Annotated in this window: 20 protein-coding genes; all 20 read left to right on the forward strand. The window is 48.6% G+C overall.

Features of this window, described 5'->3' with window-relative positions; genetic code table 11:
• The first annotated feature begins 25 nt into the window (after positions 1-25).
• Complete coding sequence (locus tag WC903_06750) at positions 26-775, forward strand: class I SAM-dependent methyltransferase (GenBank protein ID MFA5893634.1); 750 nt, start codon at positions 26-28, stop codon at positions 773-775.
• 121 nt (positions 776-896) lie between these two features.
• Complete coding sequence (locus WC903_06755) at positions 897-3,122, forward strand: YfhO family protein (GenBank protein MFA5893635.1); 2,226 nt, start codon at positions 897-899, stop codon at positions 3,120-3,122.
• A 6-nt stretch (positions 3,123-3,128) separates the two neighbouring features.
• The gene (locus tag WC903_06760; protein ID MFA5893636.1) at positions 3,129-5,066 is read left to right on the forward strand and encodes a hypothetical protein; all 1,938 of its coding nucleotides are present in this window, start codon (positions 3,129-3,131) and stop codon (positions 5,064-5,066) included.
• Positions 5,063-6,016, forward strand: a complete 954-nt coding sequence (locus tag WC903_06765) for a phosphoglycerate dehydrogenase (GenBank protein ID MFA5893637.1) — start codon at positions 5,063-5,065, stop codon at positions 6,014-6,016. Before WC903_06760 ends, WC903_06765 begins: the two co-directional genes overlap by 4 nt.
• Complete coding sequence (locus WC903_06770; protein ID MFA5893638.1) at positions 6,013-6,675, forward strand: cyclase family protein; 663 nt, start codon at positions 6,013-6,015, stop codon at positions 6,673-6,675. The genes WC903_06765 and WC903_06770 overlap by 4 nt, the downstream gene beginning before the upstream one ends.
• Entirely contained in the window at positions 6,668-8,551 is a 1,884-nt protein-coding gene (locus WC903_06775) for a glycosyltransferase (protein ID MFA5893639.1), read from the forward strand. The genes WC903_06770 and WC903_06775 overlap by 8 nt, the downstream gene beginning before the upstream one ends.
• An 8-nt stretch (positions 8,552-8,559) precedes the next feature.
• Positions 8,560-9,327, forward strand: coding sequence for a 3-deoxy-manno-octulosonate cytidylyltransferase (gene kdsB / locus WC903_06780; protein ID MFA5893640.1), 768 nt, complete (start codon positions 8,560-8,562; stop codon positions 9,325-9,327).
• A complete protein-coding gene (gene rfbD, locus WC903_06785) occupies positions 9,324-10,175 on the forward strand; it encodes a dTDP-4-dehydrorhamnose reductase (GenBank protein MFA5893641.1) in 852 nt (283 codons plus the stop codon). The genes kdsB and rfbD overlap by 4 nt, the downstream gene beginning before the upstream one ends.
• Positions 10,168-11,082: a glycosyltransferase gene (locus tag WC903_06790; GenBank protein MFA5893642.1), complete on the forward strand. Its 915-nt coding sequence runs from the start codon at positions 10,168-10,170 to the stop codon at positions 11,080-11,082. The genes rfbD and WC903_06790 overlap by 8 nt, the downstream gene beginning before the upstream one ends.
• Positions 11,083-11,134: 52 nt before the next feature.
• Positions 11,135-12,115, forward strand: coding sequence for a DegT/DnrJ/EryC1/StrS family aminotransferase (locus tag WC903_06795; protein ID MFA5893643.1), 981 nt, complete (start codon positions 11,135-11,137; stop codon positions 12,113-12,115).
• Positions 12,094-13,101 carry a GNAT family N-acetyltransferase gene (locus tag WC903_06800; protein ID MFA5893644.1) on the forward strand — a complete coding sequence of 336 codons (1,008 nt, stop codon included), beginning with the start codon at positions 12,094-12,096 and terminating at the stop codon, positions 13,099-13,101. Before WC903_06795 ends, WC903_06800 begins: the two co-directional genes overlap by 22 nt.
• Complete coding sequence (locus WC903_06805) at positions 13,082-15,274, forward strand: GNAT family N-acetyltransferase (protein ID MFA5893645.1); 2,193 nt, start codon at positions 13,082-13,084, stop codon at positions 15,272-15,274. Before WC903_06800 ends, WC903_06805 begins: the two co-directional genes overlap by 20 nt.
• Entirely contained in the window at positions 15,247-15,990 is a 744-nt protein-coding gene (locus WC903_06810) for a sugar phosphate nucleotidyltransferase (protein ID MFA5893646.1), read from the forward strand. Before WC903_06805 ends, WC903_06810 begins: the two co-directional genes overlap by 28 nt.
• Position 15,991: 1 nt before the next feature.
• On the forward strand, positions 15,992-16,984 hold the full coding sequence (locus WC903_06815) for a GDP-mannose 4,6-dehydratase (protein MFA5893647.1): 993 nt from the start codon (positions 15,992-15,994) through the stop codon (positions 16,982-16,984).
• Between the two features lie 16 nt (positions 16,985-17,000).
• Positions 17,001-18,122, forward strand: coding sequence for a glycosyltransferase family 4 protein (locus tag WC903_06820; GenBank protein ID MFA5893648.1), 1,122 nt, complete (start codon positions 17,001-17,003; stop codon positions 18,120-18,122).
• On the forward strand, positions 18,115-19,488 hold the full coding sequence (locus WC903_06825; GenBank protein ID MFA5893649.1) for an O-antigen ligase family protein: 1,374 nt from the start codon (positions 18,115-18,117) through the stop codon (positions 19,486-19,488). Before WC903_06820 ends, WC903_06825 begins: the two co-directional genes overlap by 8 nt.
• The gene (locus WC903_06830; protein MFA5893650.1) at positions 19,472-20,608 is read left to right on the forward strand and encodes a glycosyltransferase family 1 protein; all 1,137 of its coding nucleotides are present in this window, start codon (positions 19,472-19,474) and stop codon (positions 20,606-20,608) included. Before WC903_06825 ends, WC903_06830 begins: the two co-directional genes overlap by 17 nt.
• A 47-nt stretch (positions 20,609-20,655) precedes the next feature.
• Positions 20,656-21,627 (forward strand): DUF362 domain-containing protein, encoded by a 972-nt coding sequence (locus tag WC903_06835; GenBank protein ID MFA5893651.1) that lies wholly within the window; start codon positions 20,656-20,658, stop codon positions 21,625-21,627.
• Positions 21,624-22,019: a hypothetical protein gene (locus WC903_06840; GenBank protein ID MFA5893652.1), complete on the forward strand. Its 396-nt coding sequence runs from the start codon at positions 21,624-21,626 to the stop codon at positions 22,017-22,019. Before WC903_06835 ends, WC903_06840 begins: the two co-directional genes overlap by 4 nt.
• A 19-nt stretch (positions 22,020-22,038) precedes the next feature.
• Positions 22,039-22,410 carry a hypothetical protein gene (locus WC903_06845; protein ID MFA5893653.1) on the forward strand — a complete coding sequence of 124 codons (372 nt, stop codon included), beginning with the start codon at positions 22,039-22,041 and terminating at the stop codon, positions 22,408-22,410.
• Positions 22,411-22,422 lie beyond the last annotated feature (12 nt).

Consider the following 22,422-nt stretch of genomic DNA (forward strand, 5'->3'; position numbering starts at 1 on the left):
GAACTTATGAACCCAGGAGTTAAAAATGCTTAAAGACCAACATAAACTTGATTGGGTTGAAGATCATCGCAAGACATATCTTGCAAAGGGCTCGCTCCGTTATTATTATCGCGAAGTGTTTGCCAATCTTTTACGGCAGGAACTTATCCCCGGGCCAGCATTGGAGCTTGGTAGCGGGCCCGGATTCCTGTCTGATGTCGTTGAAGATGTTACAACTTCTGATATCTTTCCTTATCCGGGAATAAAAGTGGTATGTGATGCCCACCGACTCCCATTCGATGACCAAAGCTTTGCTAATGTTTTTTTTGTAGATGTATTGCATCATTTGAAGTCGCCGTTGGTCGCTTTTCGTGAGATCGCTAGAGTGTTGCGTCCCGGCGGGCGCCTGGTCATGATCGAACCTTATACGACCATATTCTCCAGGCTGTTCTATAAATATTTGCACCATGAGGATTGCGTGGTCGTCGAGGATGTTTGGCATAATGCTTTCCCCAAGGACAAAGAGCCGATGAGCGGCAACGCTGAAATTCCTCGCCTTTGTTTAGTAAAACGCAACTCTCCGCTGAAGGGGGGAAATTCTGAAAGCGGTTTACATTTGCGCAAGGTCGTTCCCTTCGCTGGTCTCAGTTATCTGTTGACCGGCGGCTTTCAGCCCTGGCAGTTTCCAGTGTTTATCGTTCGCGGATTATATCAAATGGAAGAGCGGACCAGGCCGTTATGGGCTAACCTGGCGGCGACCCGTTGCCTGGCGGTTCTTGAGCGTCCGGATAGATAATATGCAATACATAAAGGAAAGAATATTTGGGCTTTGGCAATTAAAGGGGATTCGTTTTTTCTTCTATTTTTTGCTTGCCGCGATTGTCGCGCACTTAGATAGGTTCATTTTTGGCGAGCAGATGCTACTGAAGCTCCATGACCAATTGGACTCCTTCTGGCCGTATCAGGTTGAAATGGCCAGGCGCGTCCTGTCGTTCCACCTGCCGCTCTGGTTCCCGGATTATCTGGGCGGGCTGCCATTCTTATATATGGACATAAATTGGTTATTCCTCCCGATGCTGGTGGGCGGTTTGTTCCGGGACCCGTGGGCGTTTGTCGCGGTTACGATGATGCAATTTATCCTGGCCGGTTACGGCGGGTATCTTTTTCTGCAATATTATCTGAAGACTGATGATCAGGCGAGTTTTGCGGGCGGTTTGTTGTGGGCGCTGGGGACTTTCAGCCTGACTTACTGGCGGATCTTTGACCTGGCGACAATACCGCTCCTTTTTTATTGCCTGGAGAGGTTTGTCTTTGAGGAGCAGAGAGGAAGAAGGCTTTTAAGCTTTTTAGGCTTGCTGGTTGCCGCTGCTAATATTTACCTGGCTAAAGGGGCTCCTTTTATCGCGGTCTTCCAATTGTTTTTCATTTTCTTTGCTACTCCGGACAGGAACAGGCGCCAAAAACTCTTGGTTGCTTTTTCTTGGCTTTGGTCGTTTGTTGTCGTTATGAACCTGCCAGTGATAATTTCCCTATTTTCCAGTACCAGCATCGGCAGCCGTGGTCTGGTCAAGTGGATACCGGACCAGCCGATCGCTTTGATCGAGCGCTTAAAGGGGCTGTTCAATTATACGATTGGCGCTTCGGCCATGAACTTTGGCGTGATCTCGACCTTTATCTTTTTGTTCGGTCTGCTCCGTTTTAAGAAGTGGGACAAGCTGATCCGGGCGCTGTTATATTTTTATCTTGTGGTTCTCTTTTTTGCGTTTTTTGTTGATTCAGCGGCCTGGTTCCAGAACTTAAGACAACACTTGCCTTTGAAGGATTATCGGTTATCCAGGTTTCTTCTGCCGTCTCCCTTCATTACTTTGCTGATAATTATCGCGAATTTTGAAGCTTTTATGGTTTTGATCCAGGAGCACTTTCGAAAATATTCTCTCTTGATCGCGAGCTCGGTTTTCCTGTTGTTGTATTACTACTTCAATAAACCAGGTTATGACCGGCATATCGGTCTTTTCATATTGATCACTTTCACCCTGCTGTTTCTCGTTGGGATCAATCTGCTTAAATTGTTCCGGATCAAACGCGCCTGGCTCGTCGGTTTTGTTGTCCTGCTGATCTTTGCGGAAAGATTGACCAATGTGGCGCTGTTAAGGGTGCTTGATGGGCCGTCTTATAAAACGTTTTTCCGCTCGCCGCTGTTTGAAAAGTACCGGTCGGCGCACAAATATGATTATCGAATAGCTTTTATTAACCGGACCGAACGGCTCAACTGGCATCCGACGGTTGGGTTTTACAATGGTTATCAGGTGGCCGGGGGCTATGCCTCACAATACTCGCGTCGTTACGCGGTTTATTGGGAATCGGTCATCAAAGATAAAAGGGATGAATTCCTGTCGTATCCCTACAAAGCTTACCTGATCGACAGCACTAATAAGCATGGGCCGATCGATCAAATATCCTTCCGGCCCGATCTGCTGGCTTTGCATAATGTTCGGTATGTTTTCTCTTTGTACAGGATCAGTGACCCCGGCCGCCGGGGAATGAAAATGATCAACAAGGGCGATGATTTTGCCGCGCTGGCTGAACGCTCAAAGATCAAGTGGTATTTAAAGACATTGTTTCAGCCGATGGATTATTACGTTTATGAAATAAACTCCTGGTCGCCGAGGTTTTTTCTCGCCAATAATTATGCTTTGGTCAGCGGGGAAAAAGAGATCGTTGATTACATCGACAAACATTCGGAGGCGCAACTTAAGCGCCAGGTGGTCTATGATCGGAGGGATCTTTCACCGCAGCAGATCGAAGCTTTGTCACAATTGAGAGGTTCAGGGGGAACGCTTGCAATCACCGATTATTCTGATAACCGGATTGTGATCGATGTGAATTCCAGCGGCAGGCAGCAGCTTATCCTGGCAGAGAATTTTGCCCCTGATTGGCTGGCCAGTGTTAACGGCCGGCTGACAGAGATAATGCCGGCTTACGGCGCTTTTCGTGCTGTTATGGTCGATAAAGGGCGAAATCTGGTTATCTTGAAGTACCAGCCCAAAATGCTCATTCATTCTTTCTGGCTTTCCGGTATAGGAACGCTTTGCTTTATTATCTCAGGTTTTATTTGGTCGTTCCGGAGGAGTAAGCGCAAATAATAAATCATGGCTGAAGCAAGAAAAAATGTTTTAATAGTGGCGGATGATCTGGGCCGTGAATGGGGAGGCCTTCCTGCGGATGATCGGAAAGTTGCTATTCATCTTCTAACGTTCGGGATATCTCCGGCCGAAGCGCTCAAGGCCCGCGCGCTTGCCGGGATAACGCCCGTTGATTCTGCTGATATTTCCCTTAGGGCGGAAAAAGAAGCTAGAGCGCTCTATCTTAATTTTATCGCCGGTTTTCCTAGGGAAGCATTTGCTTATGGCCGGATAAACTTGTGGTGGTTCCTTAATGTCAGTGAAAAAAACATCTGGCTGGATAAGACGGTCCACCGGCTTTATGCTTTTCTCCGCTTGTATTATTTGTTGGAGGAGAAAACATATGATGAGCTCCGCCTATTTATCGCTGATGACAATCTTAGGCGAGCCGTCAGCGCTTTGTTGCGGGTAAAAAAGATTAAGTTCGTCGATCAGGACGCGCCAAGCGCGGCTCCAATATACGCGCCTGGCCTTTTTAAGTTCACGCGCTCTTACTACTGGACGGGAATTATCGAACTAGGGCGCATGGTCATTAAGCGATCTTTTTTGCGTCTGTCATGCATCGGGTCAGTCAAAACGTTTGCGCCGGGCGGACTAGCGTTCTTTAGCTTGTATCCCGGGTGGTGGCGCCGTCCGGCGGTGGAAAAGGGCGATATATTTTTTGGCAATATCGGCGATAAGCTGGAGGGAAAGCGCGCTGTTTACCAGTTGATCTGGCTTTTTACCGGCCTGCGCGCCCTGTTTACCAGCCGCCGCGACCTGAAGAGTTTGGGCCAAAATAAAAAAGTGGTCTTTCTGGACCAGTTTATCGGTATAAACGACTTATTGGCTCCGTTTAATTCCCGTCTGGTCCTGAAACTTCATGGCCTGTTCAAGCTGATCAAAGAGAGGACGCTGGAGGTTAAGGGGATAGATCTTTCTGATTTTATCCGTGAAGAATTAAATATTTCTTTGTTGAACGGACAATTGTTCAACTGGCTCTGGCTTTATTCCGCTTTTAATCGGCTCGGCCTGGAGCGGTTCAAAGCGATCATCTTCCGTCTTGAATTTCAGCCGCTGGAACGGGCGTTGCTCTACAATACCCTTGGTAAGGCCAAAAGCATCGGTTATCAGCATTCCGCGCTAAGTAATAATTTCCTAAACTATGTGTTTCGGGCCGGCGAGCTGGGGGCGTATTGGCGCGGCCGAGATAATAGTAACAACATGCCTTTGCCCGATCACATCATTACTTGCGGTCAAAAAGGGGCCGAATGCATGAAACGGGCCGGTTATCCCTCTGACCGGGTGGTTGTCGGAGGCGCGCTGAGGCTACGATCCTTGGTAAATTATGCGTTGCGCCGGCCACCGTTGCCCCAGCTGCTGGCCAAATACTCATTGCCGGCGGCCCAAAAGAATATTTTTCTGGCCACTTCTCCGCTGGTGCCCGAAACGCTTTCCCTGTTGGGCGACTTTTCAGCGGCGTTAAAGAAGAGCGGTAGCCGTTACCATAGTTTCATCAAATTCCACCCCAATCTGGCGGTGAACGGTCAATTGACTGGTCAAGTGCCGGCTGAATCCGAAATCGTTCCTAATTCTGCTATAATATATGATTATATTTCGGTTTCTCATGCGGTTTTGTTGACGGGCGGTACGGTCGCCTTGGAAGCGATCGCGCTCGGTATCGTACCTATTGTTTATAGCTGTCAGGCCCAATTCAGCCATAATCCGATGCTTGAATACCCTAAAGCGATTCATCTGGTCAATGATGTAACCTCTTTATCGCGGGTGCTGGATAAGATAGCCGACGAGGGTGAAACGGCAGAAATGAAACGGCATGGTTTGGAACCGCTGGCGGATCAATTCGGTGATCTCTCGGTCGATCCGCAAATGACCTTTGCCAAAAAGCTGGAGGAATTGCTAACATGAAATGGAAAGTGCTGGTTTCCGCCCCATATCTGCAGCCGGTGATCAGCGAATTCAAATCTTTTTTCCGGGAGAACGGGATTGCGATCGTTGTGCCGAAAGTCCGCGAAAGATTGGAAGAAGCGGACCTGCTTAAGCTGGTCGGGGATCTTGACGGCGTGATTTGCGGGGACGACCGGTTTACGGCGAAAGTCTTGCATCGAGCGAAAAAGCTCAAGGTTATCGCCAAATGGGGGACAGGGATCGATTCGATCGATAAGGCCGAGGCGGAAAAACTCGGTATAAGTGTTTATAACACGCCCAACGCGTTCACCGATCCGGTCGCCGATACCGTTCTTGGTTACATGCTTAGTTTTGCCAGAAATATTCCCTGGAACACTTCTGCCATGCGCCGGGGCGAATGGCAGAAGACGCAGGGCGTTTCGCTTAAAGAGCGCGTGCTGGGGGTGATCGGCGTCGGCAATATCGGCAAAGCAGTTATCCGGCGGGCCGCCGCTTTTGGCATGAAGACGATCGGCACCGATATTGTTAAGATCGATGACGCTTTTCTTCAAGAGACCGGGACCAAGATATTGTCTAAAAGGGAACTGCTGGCACAAGCCGATTTTATCAGTCTCAATTGCGAGCTTAACTCAACCAGCCGCCATTTGATCGGCGCTGAAGAGTTCGCGCTGATGAAGCCAAATGCGTTCATTATCAATACTGCTCGCGGGCCGATCATCGATGAAAAGGCGCTGGTTAAAGCTTTAAAGAAAAAGCTTATCGCCGGCGCCGGGCTCGATGTCTTTGAGTCTGAGCCTTTGCCTAAGAACAGTCCGCTCCGGAAAATGACTAATTGCCTGCTTTCGGCCCACGATGCTAACAGCAGTCCGCTCGCCTGGGCAGCCGTTCATAAAAACACCTTAAATAATCTTCTAGTCGGGTTGAAACATAGCCGAAGGGGTGAGAAATGAAGATTATCAGGGTTTCCTATGACCTAGAAGACAAAATGCCGGTTTTTACCAACAATTTGCCAAACAAGATCGAGGCGATCGATTCGTTCAATAAAGGGGCGACTTGGAATTCTTATAAGATCACGCTTTTTAACCATAACGGCACCCACATTGACGCCCCGTATCATTTTGACCGGCAGGGCAAAAGGGTCGGCGAGTTTGCCATTAACGATTTTATCTTTGATAAGCCGCACCTGATCGATCTGCCAAAACGGGCAGGGGAGAGCATTGGAGCGGACGAGTTGCAAGCTTGTCCCAGAAATTGTGATTTATTGTTGCTCAGGACTGGTTTTTGGAAAAAACGGCAGAAAAAAGAGTATGTGAGCAATAGTCCCTGGCTTCATCCGGAAGCGGCCGGATTTATCCGCGAAAAATTCAAAGGGCTTAAGGCGATCGGCATTGACACTATTTCCATTGCCTCTTTTCCTCATCTTGAGCTGGGGGGAGAAGCGCACCGCTTGCTGCTAAAAGATAAGAGCCGCCTGATGATTATTGAAGATCTCAATCTTGGAGCGATCGCCCGCCGGGCCAGGATCAAGCGGTTTTTTGCCATTCCGCTTTTTGTCAGTCAGGTTGACAGCATGCCGTGTACCGCCTTCGCGGAGGTCTCCGGTGGCTAACGTTAAAGCCTCGATCATCATCAGGACGTTCAATGAAGGGGCGCACCTGGCCAGATTACTTGAGACTATTAAGTCGCAAAGCTACAAAAACTGGGAAATAATAATTGTTGATTCCGGCTCAACCGATAACACTTTGGAGGTGGCCGGGCGGTATCCGGTCAAGATCGTCAAAATAAGGTCGGAGGAGTTTTCTTTCGGCCGCTCGCTCAATTTGGGCTGCCGGAACGCGAACGGCGATTATTTGATCTTTGTCAGCGGCCACGCTTATCCACAGGATAATATTTGGTTAAATAATCTAATTCAGTCTTTTGAGGATGATAAGATCGCTATGGTTTATGGCCGGCAGATAGGGAATGAAGTCACAAAGCTTTCCGAAGAACGCGATCTGCGCGGCAATTTCGGGGATAAATCAAAGATCCTGGTCGAAGAGTCTTTCGGCAATAATGCCAACGCGGCAGTCAGACGATCGCTTTGGGAACGAATTCCCTTTGACGAAAACCTGCCGGGCTTGGAAGATATTGACTGGGCGCATAAGGTGCAAAAGCAGGGGTTTTACGTTTATTACCGGGCCGATGCCGTGATCGTCCACATCCACGATGAGAATTACCGGCGCATCTATAACCGCTTCAAGCGCGAATCGATCGCTTACACGGCGATTTTTCCTGACTCTATTTATGATAAAAGGCAGGCGGCGCTGCTGTTCGCCTTGCTTACTTGCCGCGATTTTTATTATGGGTTGGCCCGGGGAAAGTCGCCGCGCAAGATCGCCCAGGCGCCATTTTACCGCTTCTTTCAGATCAAGGGGCTTTATGACGGCCAGCACAGTGCCGGCCAGCTGACTAATGAATTAAAAACCGAGTTGTATTTCCCGGAGAGCAACCGGAGCGTAGTGATCACCGGGACAAACCGGCATCAGCTCCAGGTCAGGGATATCCCTACTGTCGACGGCGATGAAGTGCTCATCAATGTCAAATATGTCGGCGTCTGTTCGACCGATCTGGATATTCTTAGCGGTAAACTTGATTATTACAAGTCCGGCTGGGCTAAATATCCGATCGTGCCGGGCCACGAATTTTCCGGGCTAGTGGCTGGGAAAGGGAAAAACGTCAAAGACTTTGAGGTTGGCGATAAAGTTGTCGGTGAGTGCATCTTAGGCTGCGGCGACTGCCAGCCCTGCCAGGAGAATAATCCGCTTGGCTGTGCCGAAAGGAAAGAGGTCGGCGTCCTTAACTTTAACGGCGCCTACGCGCAGTATCTGAAGCTGGCCAGCCGGTTCGTCCACCGTCTTTCCCCGGGCGCCCAGCTGGAAAAAGCCTGCCTGATCGAGCCGCTGGCGGTATCCCTGCGCGGCGTCAGGAAGCTGACCGCTGGCGATGCCGGCCGATCCCGGAAGGTCGCGGTCGTCGGCTTTGGAACGATCGGCAACCTCTGCGCCCAACTGATCGTCCTGGCCGGTTATGAAGTTGATGTTTTTGACCGGAACAAATTAAAGACCGGCGCGATCCGGGACAAAAAGATCCGGGGTTTTAATGAGCTGGCCGGGCTTGACGCTTACGATTATTTGATCGAAGCGACCGGTCGGCCGGAAGCGCTCAACCGGGTACTTAACGAAAGCAAAGCCGGGGCAAAGATTTTATTGCTCGGTTTGCCTTACGCGAAACTGGAATATGATTTTGAATCGTTAGTTTGTTTCGATAAGAGCTTGATCGGTTCGGTCGGCAGTACCAAAGAGGATTTTGCCGAAGCGGTCAAAGTCTACGGCCGCCTGGACCTGAGCGCTTTGACGCAAAATATTTTCAGTCTTGATGATTACCATCTTGCTTGGGAAAAGCATCTGAAAGGCGCGATCGGCAAAGCGATCATTAAAGTCGGGTAGGAGGATTTATGGATAGTGAGCGCGATATTATTGGTATTATTCCCGCCCGGATGGCTTCTTCCCGTTTTCCCGGTAAACCTCTGGCGCCGATCCTTGGCGTCCCGATGCTGGGCCATGTTTTCCAACGGAGTAAAATGAGCCGGTCCTTAAAAGAAGTTTATGTCGCGACTTGTGACCAGGAGATAGTTGATTATATCGGCTCGCTCGGCGGCCAGGCGGTCATGACTTCGGCTAAGCATGAACGGGCTTCCGACCGGACCGCCGAATGTTTGCTCAAGGTCGAAGCCGAGACAAAGAAAAAAGTTGATATTGTGGTGATGATCCAGGGGGATGAGCCGATGATCCGGCCGGAGATGATCGATGCCGCTGTCACTCCTCTGCTTGAGGATGATTCGCTTCAGGTGGTTAATTTGATGACTACCTTGAAAGAACGGACCGAACATGATGACCCTAACGAGGTCAAGGTGGTTGTCGACCGGAATAACTTCGCTCTTTATTTTTCCCGTGAACCGATCCCGTCGTGGAAAAAGGGGGCCAAATCGCTCCTGATGCTGAAACAGGTCTGCGTGATCCCGTTTCGCCGGGATTTTCTGATCAAGTTCAACCAGCTGGCGCCAACGCCGCTGGAGATCGCCGAATCGGTCGACATGTTGCGGGTGCTGGAGCATGGCTATCAAGTTAAGATGGTCATGTCGGAGCATGAAACCTATAGTGTTGATAACATAGAGGACTTGAAAAAAGTCGAGAAAATCATGAGGAAGGAGAAAAATCAATGATCTTAGTGACTGGCGCGAACGGAATGGTCGGTTCCTACGTGCAAGAGGTCTTTAGGAATGAGGAATTGGCGCTGACCGATCTGCCCGAAATGGATGTGACCGACCGTGACAAAGTCTTTACCCTGATCTCAAGGCACAAGCCGGCCGTTGTGCTCCATCTGGCGGCGGAAACGGACGTTGACAAATGTGAAAGTGAGATCGACCACGCTTACCGGTCCAATACCATGGGAACGCAAAATATAGCTCTGGCTTGCCAGAAGTATAAAGCGGTCATGATCTATATCAGCACAGGCGGGGTTTTCAACGGGCGGGAGGGGCAGGTCCATACGGAATTCGACCGGCCCGAACCGCTTAACGTTTACAGCCAAGCAAAATACCAGGGGGAATTGATCGTCCGCGATCTGCTGACCGAGTTTTATATTTTTCGGGCGGGCTGGATGATCGGCGGCGGACCGGCCAAAGATAAAAAGTTTGTGGGGAAGATCATCGAACTCTGCCGGACCAGGCCGGAGATCGAGGTTGTCAATGACAAATTCGGCAGCCCGACTTTCGCCCGCGATTTTTTAGGCGGGATTAAAGAAATTATCGGCCTTGGCGCTTATGGTTGTTATCATCTGGTTAATACCGGGTGCTGTACGCGTTATGAGATAGCGCTGGAGATCGTCAAGGTCCTCGGCACGAAAACAAAGGTCAAACCGGTCGGTTCCGATCGTTTCCCGCTGCCGGCGCCGCGCTCTGCTTCGGAAGCGATGAGAAATTATAAACTAGACTTGCTGGGGATCAATCCGATGCCGGAGTGGAAAAGCGCGCTGGCTCAATACGTTAAAGAATGGCAGGAGAATGGATAAACCGGCCTTTTCGGTAATTATTCCGGTATATAACGGCGAGAAATTTATTGCCGCGGCACTCGACTCCGTTGCCGAACAAACTTTTCGCTCGTTTGAGATAGTCATTGTTAACGATGGTTCGCCGGACGGCTCGGAAGCGGTGATCGAACAATACCGGCGCGATCACCCGGAAATCAAAATTGTCTACCTAAAGCAAAAGAACAAAGGCCTGGGCGGGGCCAGGAATACCGCGATCAGGAACGCCAGTGGTCGGATCATCTCTTTGCTTGACCAGGACGATGCCTGGTATCCGGAAAAACTGCGCAGGGTGAATGAGATCTTTGCCGATCCAGGAATCACTCTTGTGTGTCACGATGAAGATGTTTGCGGGCAGGCCATAAAACCCAGGGTTGCTAGATATGGCCCAAACAGTCAAGATATCTTCCGCGAGCTGCTCTTTAAAGGGAATTGCCTCTCGACTTCGGCCACTTCATTCCGCAAAGAAATGATCGAAGCGGTCGGTTTTTTTTCCGAAGAGACAAATCGGGTCCATTTTACGGAAGATTACGACCTGTGGTTTAGGGCCGCCAAGGGCGGCTGCCGCTTTTATTTTCTTCACGAAGTCCTGGGAAAATACTTTATCCATAGCGGCAATTTTTCCTCCCTTAACGAAGAGATGATGTTGAAGCATACTATGAATGTGTTGGATTCCCAATTTGCCGATTACGCCGGGAAGCGATCGTTTGATTGGTTCAGGATAAACCGTCATAAGGGGCGGCTTTGTTTAAGCACGGCTTTTCGGATTTTGAAGAGCGGCAACTGGGGGAAGGGCCTGCAATATGCGGCTGGCGGCGTTTGGCTCGATCCACTATGCTGGGCCGGTCTTCCGGGAAAACTAATAAATAAAATGCACAATGTACATTCCTAACTACGCAGTAGCCAATACTTACGGGCCCAATACGTCCGTGATTTTTCGGGCAATGACCTTGACGGCCAGTGGCCGGGTCGCGATCGAAGAACTGCTTGAGCGCTTGAAATTATCCGGTGGAGGAGAAGCGCTTCTCCCGTCCTTTATCTGTGCCGCGGTGATTGAGGCCTTTAACAGGCAAAAGGTAAAAATTCGATATTATAGCGTTAATAAAAACCTTGAGATAAATATAAACGAGTTAAATTCAAGGATAAATAAGAGCACTAAATTGCTTTATCTTGTCCATTATTTCGGATTCCCGGATAAATTGTTTGAGCTCCAGGCGATGGCCAAAGCTAAAAATATTTTGCTGATCGAAGATTGTGCTCATGCTCTTTTTAGCAAAGCGGCAGGGAAATATCTGGGAACCATAGGCGACGGAGCCGTTTTTAGCCTGCGCAAATTCCTCCCGCTTCCTGACGGCGGCGGGTATATTTTACGGTCCGGTACCGGGTTAGGGGGCGCGAGCCGCTCCGCTCACAGCTTCACCGGCAATAACTGGCCGCACTTGAAGTTATTATTAAAAGAAGTCATGTTCCGTTTGGGGCTCAACCCGATGATCGTAAACGGCGGGCCGAAACCGGCGCGCCCGGACCCGGCCAATAAGTTCATCTCCTTTTCCTCCGTCAAAAAGATCGAGCAAACGGATGAAGCGCGGCTAGTTGCCGGCCGCAGAAGGAATTTCCAGTTCTATCTTATGAACATCGCTAATCTTGGGGGCGTTAGCCCGATCTTTAACAGCCTCCCCGCAGGGGTCGATCCGTTCGCCTTTCCCGTATTATTGAACGGCCGAGACCAAGTTGTTGATCGGCTGAAGAGAAAAGGGATCTATCTGGAAGCGACATTTTCCGACTCACCGTCTTCTGATCCTGGGGCAAAATATCTAGCCGATCATTTACTCTCTTTACCGGTCTATCAGGGCTTAGCGGATAGGCAATTGCGTTGTGTTTTGTCCGAATTGGGAAAAGCGGTTTGCTTAGTGGGTGCCGCTTAATGGAGCTGGAGATCAGGGATTTTCCTCGGGATGAATGGAATGAGCTAGTTGCTCGTTTTGACGGCCTTAGCCCGATCCAGACCTGGGAATACGCGGAAGCTAAAAGGATTACCGGCGGCTGGAAAGTAGCCCGCGCTATTTTCCGTAACGGCGATCGGATCGACGGAGTGGCTCAATGCCTGCTTAAAAGAGGGCTGGTCCGCATAAATCGCGGCCCTTTATGTGAAGACGCGTCGCTGGCAGCGATCCTGACCGAATTGAAGCGTTATTGGGCTGGCAATAAAAAGGCCTTTCTGCTGGTCGCTCCAGTCCTAGCTGATCGGGCTAGGAAAGACGCTCTTCTTAAAGCGACAGGTTTTTCGTCCTTTAGCGATCGGCCAAGCTGGTCATCAGCGATCATCGATCTGACTGGCAGCGAGGCAGCGATCAGGAGGGAATTGCGGCAGAAATGGCGCAATTGCCTGAATCGGGCCGAACACGCCGGCTTAACGTGTAAATTTGGGAACGACGAACCATTATTTGCCGGTTTTCTTTCGGATTACCGGCGATTACTGAAAGAAAAAAGACTGCGGACAGGCCTAACGCCGGAATTCTTAAAAGTCTGGCAGGACCTTTTGCCGGAAAATAGTAAGCTGGTGGTTTTTGAGGCGATCAGAGGGCGGGAAAGATTGGGCAGCATCTTGCTCGCGCAATATGGGCGATCAGTTATCTATCTTTGTGGGGCGGTCAGCGCGGCGGGAAAACAAATCAACGCGAATTACTTCCTCCTTTGGCGGGCGATTTGCGAGATGAAACGCTCGGGACGAAGGGCTTTTGATCTGGGGGGGATGGACGAGAAGCTGACGCCCCCTGGTATCTTTCACTTTAAGGCCGGTTTGGGCGGCAGGCCCTACCAACTGGTCGGCGAGATCGAGGCCCACGGAAGGAGCCTGATCAATAGCTTGATCGGCTTGGGCTTGAGGATATATGCGCACGCGAATAATTAACGATTTTCAATCATTAAATAAAGACGACTGGGATACGTTGCTGAAAAAGAGCGGCGCGGATAATCTTTTTTTGACTTATGAATGGCTCGCCGCTTGGTGGGAGACGTTTGGCGCTGGCCAGCAGCTCTTCATTGTCGTGGTAGAAGAAGAGAACAGCCTAGCGGCGATCGCCCCCCTGATGATCACCGCTCAAAGAAAACTACAGTTCATCGCGCCGGAGATCTCGGATTATCTGGATTTTATCGTTGTCGGTGATCCGGCCAAATGCTTCTCTCTAATCTTTAAGGTGCTGCTCGATAATTTGCGGGCCTGGGACTGGGCCGAATTTCTTTATCTCCCGGGCGATTCGTTGAATCTTCCGTACTGGGAAAAGAGCTTGGCCAAACTGCCGGTTTTCGGCCGGACCTTAAAAAAGGCCAGCCTGGCTGTCCCGCTCCAGATGTATCGGGGGACAAATAACTGGGAAGAACTGGAAAAAACATTACCGAGCAAACGGCGCTTGCGTTATGAGCTTAGGAGAAAATATTCGAAAATGGTCCGTGAACAGGGCGCACCGGTCCTCAACCGTATCAAAGATCTGCCGGGGATCCGCTCGGAATTTGATCACCTTATTAAACATCATTCGCTGCGTTGGGCGGCCGGGTCCGGCAGCCAATTCGTTGCCCCTTTAACGCTCAAGCATTATCTGAATGTCGCCGCTAAGTTCGCTCCCCGCGGCTGGGTCGAGCTTTCCGGCCTCAAATTGGGGGAAGAATATGTCGCCCTGGTCTTCGGTTTCAGCTATAACGGAAAGTACTATTATTACACGCCGGCCTATAATCATAATTTCTGGGAATATTCTCCCGGTAACCAGCTGATCAAACAATTATTGATTGCTTTTTACGCGGAAGGGAAGATCAAGGTCTTTGACCTGTTGCGGGGAGATGAAGCGTATAAGTTCGATTGGTCGAGGGATGAGTTGCCTCTTTACCGCGCTCGGATCTATCCTTTTAAGCCCAGAGGGGTATTTTACTTTTTGAGCCATTGGCTGATCTCAAAAATCCCCCGCCGGATAAAGCGGCTAAAAAGCCGGCTGCCCAAAGCGCTCAAGATTGATTTTGGCGATCTGTTGAGGCGGAGAGCAAAGGTCTTAGCCGGTTATTTATTTTCTTCTGACCTTTTTATCAGGCTCTACCTGATGATCAGGAAAAGAGGCCCGCAAATCTTGTTGTATCACGGAGTTTCCGACCGGACCAATGAGAAGATATCATGCGGGACGGTCGATTACAGTATGTTTGAGCGGCAATTAGAGTATTTAAAAAAGTATCATGTCAATCTGCCGCTGGCTGAAGTCGTTGCGGCCAGGCGGGAGGGGCGGAAACTTCCCGCCAATGGGATTTCCATCACTTTTGATGACGGCTATGATAATCATCACCGTTGTGCCGCTCCACTGCTTAAAGAATATGGATTTACAGCCGCATTTTTTATCTGTTCTGAATTCGCCGGAATGGCGCAAAAGGGAGGACCGGTCGTATTTTGGTGGGACATTATTGATTATATTATGAGCCGGGACAATCAGCGGGATTTTATCGCGGCCTATGAAAAGAACGGCCTTGTTCTCCCGCAAATTGAAGATTATTCAAAAATGAAACTATATTTGGAAAAGTCGATCAAGCTGGCGGAGCCAGCTGTCGCTCGGCGGATCGCCGCTGACCTGACCACAAGATTTAAAGAAGAAATCAGATCGGCCAACTTACCCGCGGTGCTGAATTGGGACAAGGTCAGGGCAATGAGAACAATGGGGATGGAGATCGGCGGACATACCGCTTCCCACGTTACCGCCTCAAAATTACCGGGTGAAAAATACCGGGAAGAATTAGTTGAATCTAAGGCCGAGATCGAAGCTCAACTTGGCGAGCCGATCGGCCTTTTTGCCTTTCCGTACGGCGGGCGGGACCATTATTCCCCGGAAGTTGTCCAGGCGGTAAAGGACGCGAACTACGATTGCGCTCTGCTCGCCCTGGGGATCAGTGATGCGGAAGAAACCGACCCTTTCTGCCTCAACCGGACGACGATCGCGAAAGATGACGATTTTCTTACCTTCAAAATAAAGGCGTCGGGAATATATAATGACCTCAAAATAATGTATAATTGGTCAAAGGGATTATGGGGAAAAAAACAAAAAAAGCTTTGATCCTGGCCGGGGGATTGGGCACTCGCTTGAGGCCGCTAACCTTCGCGGTCCCCAAGCCGCTTATCCCGGTTAGAGGCCGGCCGATACTTGATTATATTATCTCAAGATTGAGCCGCTTTGGTTTTAATGATATCTACATTTCGCTCAACTATCATGGGGACATGATCAAACTGTATTTGGCGCAAAAAAACTTCAAGAAACTCCAGTTAAATTATTTATCAGAATCTTCGCCGCTGGGGACGGCGGGCCCGCTTTCCCTGTTCAAGAAGAATGGCATCAAGATCGGGCGTGACGAATCGCTCCTGGTGATGAACGGTGATATTATGACCGACCTTTCTTTTGCCGATTTCCTCTCCTGCCATGAGCGTTCCGGAGCCGATCTCAGCGTAGCGATGATCAACTTTGCTCATCAGCTAAGCTACGGGATAATCGACCTGGATGACGATAACCGGATCGTTGACATCAGGGAAAAACCAACCTTAAATTACCGGGCTAGCGCCGGGATCTACTTGGTCAAGGGGAAGTGCGTTGAGCTGGTGCCAAGTAAACGTTATACGATGCCGGAATTGATCGAATCCGCCGCCCGGCAGGGACAGCTGGTCAAGGGATATTTGATCAAGGAACATTGGCTGGCGATCGAACAGATCAAAAATCTGGAAGAGGTTAATGACGAGAAAAAGGGTGATTGGATCTCAAAATTACGGAGGGAGAAATAATATGGATCTAAAAGGGAAAAAAGTATTAGTCACCGGAGGGGAGGGGTTTGTGGGGAGCCATCTGGTCGAGGAATTGGTCAGGCGAGGCGCCAAGGTAACAGCCTTCGTCCTTTATAACTCCCAAAATAAATTGGCGAACCTTGATTTTCTGCCAAAAGATATCCTCGCCCAGGTCAAGATATTTTCCGGTGACATCGTCGACTTTGGCGCCGTCAAGGAAGCGGTCAAAGGGCAGGAGGTCGTTTTCCATCTGGCGGCTTTGATCGCCATTCCCTATTCTTACCTGGCGCCCGAAGCGTACGTCATGACCAATGTCCTGGGGACGCTCCACGTGCTTCAGGCCTGCCGTGAGCACGGTGTAAAAAAGATCGTCCATACTTCGACCAGCGAGACCTACGGCACGGCCCTCTACACGCCAATCGATGAAAAACATCCGCTGCAGGCGCAGTCGCCTTATTCAGCGACCAAGATTGGCGCCGATAAGCTGGCGGAGAGCTTTTATTGCTCATTCAATCTGCCGGTGGCAACTATCAGGCCGTTCAATACTTATGGACCGAGGCAGTCGGCCAGGGCGGTGATCCCGACCGTTATTTGCCAGGCTTTAGCCGGCAAGGCGGAGATCAAACTGGGTTCGCTTTCACCGGTCCGGGATATGAATTACGTTAAAGATTCGGTGCTCGGTTATATCCAGATCGCGGAGAGCGAGGCTGCGGTGGGGGAGGTCTTCAATATTGGTTCGGGTCAGGGGATTACCATCGGCGACCTGGCCAAGAAGATACTGGAGCTGACCGGCAGTCAGGCCAAAATTATCAGCGATGAAGTCAGAATTCGGCCGGAGAAGAGTGAAGTCAAACAACTGCTTTGTGATTATACCAAGGCCAAAAACCTCTTTGGCTACCAACCACGCTATTCCCTGGAAAGCGGCCTCAAGGAAACCATCGAGTTCGTCAGGGAGAACCTCAATATTTACCGGCCGGAAGAATATACGATCTAGCTGATTATTATTATCAATGCGCCACAACGAAGCCAAAAGCAAAAAGACGAAGGTGCTGATCTTTTATTATGGCACTAACTATGGCGGGACGGACACTTTCTTACGAACTCTCTTGCCGGCTTTTTTACGAGAATTCGAGATAGTGATCGCTTCCACTATGGAAAGCAACGGCTTTAGCGAATTGAACGGCGGCCGGCCGATCAAGCATTATCAAGTACCCTTAAAAAAGTGGTATTTGGCTTTTGGCTCTTTTCATCTGATCAGCATAATTCTTAGGGAAAAAGTCGATGTTTTATTCACGCAGGAAATAATTACCAGTATCATGAGCCGGCATCTTAAGATCTTTTTTCCCCGGCTTAAGCACGCGACTTCCATCCTTTCCAACCTGCGCGCTTTTAAGCTGAATTCACCGCTCTACATCAACACCTGGCTGATGCTCAATCGGCTGACCTGGTTTTTGGTTGATAAATACATTTGTATTTCTAATTATTTGGTCAATGATTATCTCTTGAAAGAGGGGATACCTCGCGAGCGGATCGCTATGGCCTATTGCGGGCTGACCCCAGGTCGCACGGTGGTCAAGAAATCTGTTGTATCGCCGCAATGGAAAGTTGGCTATATTGGACGATTATCTTATGAAAAGGGCTTTGATCTCTTCTTACAGATCGCCAAGGAGTTTGTTCCTGTCCAGCGAGAATATCAATTTGAGGCCTTTGGGGGTTGGGGGTTTCAGGCCGATGAAGCGAAGGAAATGGGAGTGAAATTACCCGGTTTCTTTAAATATAACGGTTATGTGAAAGATATTGACCGTCATTTTTTCGAGTTAGATGCGATTATCATTCCCTCAAGAGACGAAGGGTTCTGTTATGTCGTGTTGGAGGCCTACAATTTTGGTGTTCCGGTGATCTGTTCCGATGTTGGCGCTCTGCCCGAACTGGTTACTGATGGCGAGACTGGAGTCCTTTGCCCGCCGGAAAACATTGGCGCTTTCGTGGCGGCGATAAAACAGCTGAAAAATGACCGGGTATTCCGTGAAAAGATCATTGACGGCGGACGGGAAAGAGCCAAGCTGTTCACCGCGCAAAAAATGCAAAACGAGTATGTCGCTTTGATCAAAGGGTTATTTGCTCATGATTGAAGTAATATCTGTAATATTATTCATGTTCGCCGTCATTGTTTTGGTGCTTGGTCGGCCAAAATATGTTTTATATGGGTTTCTTATCTTTGCGCCCCTTAGTTATTATTATGCTTATTTAACCCCAAATTCATATGAGGCCGGAACATTCCTGCAAAAGAGCTCTCGTGATATTTTTATCGGCCTAATATATCTGATCTGGTTGCTATATATCTTTGTTCGAAAAGAAACAAAATTGAAAATCATGAATGCCTCGATCGTTGCCATATTATTTTTGGCTATAATTATTATTCAATTATTTTTTGCTTTACCCAAAGAGAACTATTCCTTCATGATCGGGATGAGGAATGCGATCGAGTTTATCCCCTTAATGTTCATCGTCCCGTCATTTTTTGCCGCTAGTGACCTGAAGAAATTTACCAACATCATGTTATCCCTAAGTCTTATTGTCGCTTTGCTCGGCCTGATCCAATTGCTCTTCTTTTATATGGGTTTTGTTTTTATGTTTAATGAAATGGGCTCCGGGATAGCGATCGCGCGTATCTATTCGACTTTATTTAATCCGAACAATCTCGGTATTTATTTAGTCACATTCCTGCTGCTGTTCTTTGGATTATATGTGAATAATGTTTATCTTATCAATAAAATCTTTTCGCGTTTATCAATGATTTTGTTGGCCGTTTGCCTTTTTTTTACTTTTTCTCGCGGCGCACTCCTGGCTTTAATGCTGGGGGTTATTTTCCTTTTATTCCGAAAAAAATATTACCGGTCGATAATGCTGTCATTTATTGCCGGCTTGCTGATCATCTTCGCCGTGACGATTTATAATCCCGGCATTTTATTCAGATATGTCAGGGCGTTTTCTTCCGAAGGCGGTAAAAACGAGATCGCTTACCGGCTCATATCCATACCCCAAAAAGGTTGGGAACAAATGTCAAATAAGCCCCTCTCGATTATTACCGGAATAACGCCTGAGGATTGGGCTAATGGACCGGATAGTTTAGAATTTAAGAAAGATAATTACACGACTGGCAATGAGAAATGGAGCGGGCAGGGGATCAGCATGGATAATTACTATGTCCTGCTTTTCTTTACCAGCGGGCTTGTGCCGTTCATTACGTTTATTGTTTTGATCTATCTGTTGTTTAAAGAATCGAATCTAACGGCGAGTTTAACCCGGGATCCTTTTTATTCCGGCCTGATCGCGGGCATTCTCTCGGTTTTTATATCATATATTGTTCTTGGGTTTGTGACGGACCTGTGGAACCTTTTCCCTTCCAATTTTTATTTTTGGTTTTTGGCGGGAATGTTGGTTTTGATCAACAAAGTTGTAAAACAGGAAAGGGCCCAGTATGAAAATAGGGATTAACGCCCTCTCGGTAACTATCGGCGGCGGGGTGACTTTCATGCGGAACCTTGTGCCATTATTGGCCAAGCTGGACAGCGCTAACGAGTATTATCTTTTTGTGGCCGAAGAGAATTATATTAAGATATTTGACTTAATAACTTGGCCGGCAAACGTCAAGCTGGTCAAGATGAAAAAACACAATCTTCTTATTCGTATATTTCAGGAACAATTTGTCATTCCTTTTCTTGTTTGGCGATTGAAGATCGGTCTTTTAGTCTGTTCGGCCAATATCAGCTCTATTCTTGCCCCCTGCAAAAAAATGTTGTGGGTCTTGAATATTTATCCTTACTTTATCCTTAATATCAAGGGGGAGTCATTTATTGCCAGGCTGCGCTTTAAAGCCTTGAGGGTCCTAACTGATCTGTCGATCAGGCATAGCGACTTATCGGTCCATATCTCCAATTTTTCGCGATTATCCCTGCTGGCTAAATTAAAAGTGCCTGACAACCGCATGGTTACGATATATCTTGGCGCGGATACTGATGCTTTGCTGGTGAAAAGCCAGGCTGAACGTGAAACGGATTCCCCTTATATTCTTTCTGTCTCCAGCATTTCTAAAAGGAAGAATTATGAGGTTTTAATGAAAGCTTATAATAAATTGCCTCGAGAAATCAGAGACAGATACAAAATCGTCCTGGTTGGCGAGGTAACCGAAGAACTAAAGGCGTATCTCCAGAACTTTATCAGCGACCCGGCGGGCAGACCAAGGGTTGTCTTTACGGGCAAAACTACTTTTGCCGAGCTTTATGCTATTTATAAAAGGGCTTCGATCTTTGTCATGCCGTCGTTGGTGGAGGCTTTCGGACTACCGGTGATCGAGGCCATGGCGGCCGGACTGCCGGTCTTGGTCGCCGATGCTACGGCCCTACCAGAGATTGCCGGCGAAGCGGGGCTGATATTTGATCCGCATGACCCGGTTGACCTGGCCGGCAAGATCGAACTCATCTTGACCGATAAAAAACTTGCGGAGGATATGTCGGTTGCCGGGATCAAAAGGGCCAAGTTGTTCACCTGGGAAAGGACGGCCAAAGAAACCTTAGCTTGCTTTGCTGAGATCATGGCGAGAAACGAAAGGAAATGAGTTTATTATGATAAACTATCTATTAGCAAACCAGGGGAGGGAACGGCATGAGCCATAAAGTATTTATTGAAGCGCTTAAAAATGATGAATTAGAGAAGCTGGCTGCCGGCTTTAAGTGGGTAGGCCTCGACCAAGCGGTAAAACCGGGGATGACAGTGTTGTTGAAGCCAAACTTGACCTATCCAAAATTTAAGCCTGGTGTTACCACGACACCCAAGGTCCTGGAAGCGACCATCAAACTTCTCAAGGATCTCGGCGCGCGGATCGTGGTTGGCGAATCAGACGGCGGTTATGATTCGTATGAAGTCAAAGATGCTTTCCATGATTATGGCTTATATGATCTCGAAAAGAAATATGGGATTAAAGTCGTGAATTTCTCCCAGGATAAAAGTTCCTGGCGCTATTTGACTATTAACAAGTATTTCAAGCAATTCAAGGTCGAATACCCGGCTTTGCTTGAGGACTGTGACCACTTTATTACTTTCCCGGTGCCAAAGGTCCACGCGATGACCGGCATCAGTCTTTCTTACAAGAATCAATGGGGCTGCGTGCCGAATACGATGCGCCTGCGCTATCATCCGGTCTTTAACGAAGCGATCTTTGCCATTAATCAAATACCTAAAAGCAAATTTACGATCATTGACGGTACTTACGGCCTGACCCGCAGCGGTCCGATGGTTGGCGATGTTTTTGCCTGGGGTTTCATTTTGGTTGCCAATAATTTTGAAGCGGCTGACCTGGTTGTCAGCCAGATGATGGGGGTCGATCTAAAAAGGGTCCTTCACTACCGCTTGCCTTATAAGAACAAATTGGTTCCCAAAATCTCCGAGATCAGTTTGAACCAGGATTTCAAAAAGTTTGCTTCCGGTAAGTTCTATTTAAAACGTGATATCTGGAATTACCTGGCGCTTTCCGCCTGGCTCCATCCCTGGATCAACCACTTCTTTTATGAATCTTTTGCCGCCGATCTGCTGCATAAGATCATGTACACTTTCAGGAAAAGGCCGATCAGCGAATGAATGAACAGGCACTAGCTGGCGCTCTCGACAGGACTGCCGCCGAATTCGGTCACCCGGCGGAAGAAACAATTCGCCAGGAGAACTGGGGTAAGCATTTGTTGGAGATGAAGCTGATCCTTAAGTCAAAGGGCCGAAGGATACTTGATGTTGGAGGGGGAATGGGAGTCAATTTGATCGCGGTAGCAAAATTAGACAAGGAGATTGAAGCTCATTTGATCGACCGTTTTGAAGAATATAGCGCAGAGTTGGGAAATCGGATGGGGAACAGTGAGCAAGCGCTGAAATTGCTGAAACAATATGGGATCAAAAGTGAAACTGGGAATCTCTTAGCGGGTAAACTCCCATACAGCGACGGCTATTTTGATGCCGTGACCTGTTTTGACGTCCATTGAACATCTGCCCGTTAACCCGGTGGGCCTACTCAAGGAGATCAAGCGAGTCCTTAAAATAGGAGGGGAATTTATTCTCGGCGCGCCGAACGCCGTTTCTTTTTTTAAAGTTATGAAAATTATGCTGGGACAGCACCCCTATATCCCTTTTGCTGAATGGATGTCCGGTCATTATTATGGGCATTTTAGGGAATATAATGCTGATGAATATCGGTCATTGTTGGCGGCGGCCGGCTTCAAGAGGATTGAGGTCACGCTGGTAGCGGAACCAACCAGAACCAGGGCCAAAAGAGCGGTCAATCCGGTGACAAGAGTGGGGTTTTCACTGCTCTCCCTGTTGGAAAACTTGGTCCCTCGATTACGTCCCTCCGTGTATTGTGTTGGCAATAAATGAAAGGATCGGTCA

It is taken from the genome of Candidatus Margulisiibacteriota bacterium, from assembly GCA_041658645.1.
Lineage (GTDB): Bacteria > Margulisbacteria > WOR-1 > O2-12-FULL-45-9 > XYB2-FULL-48-7 > JBAZZV01.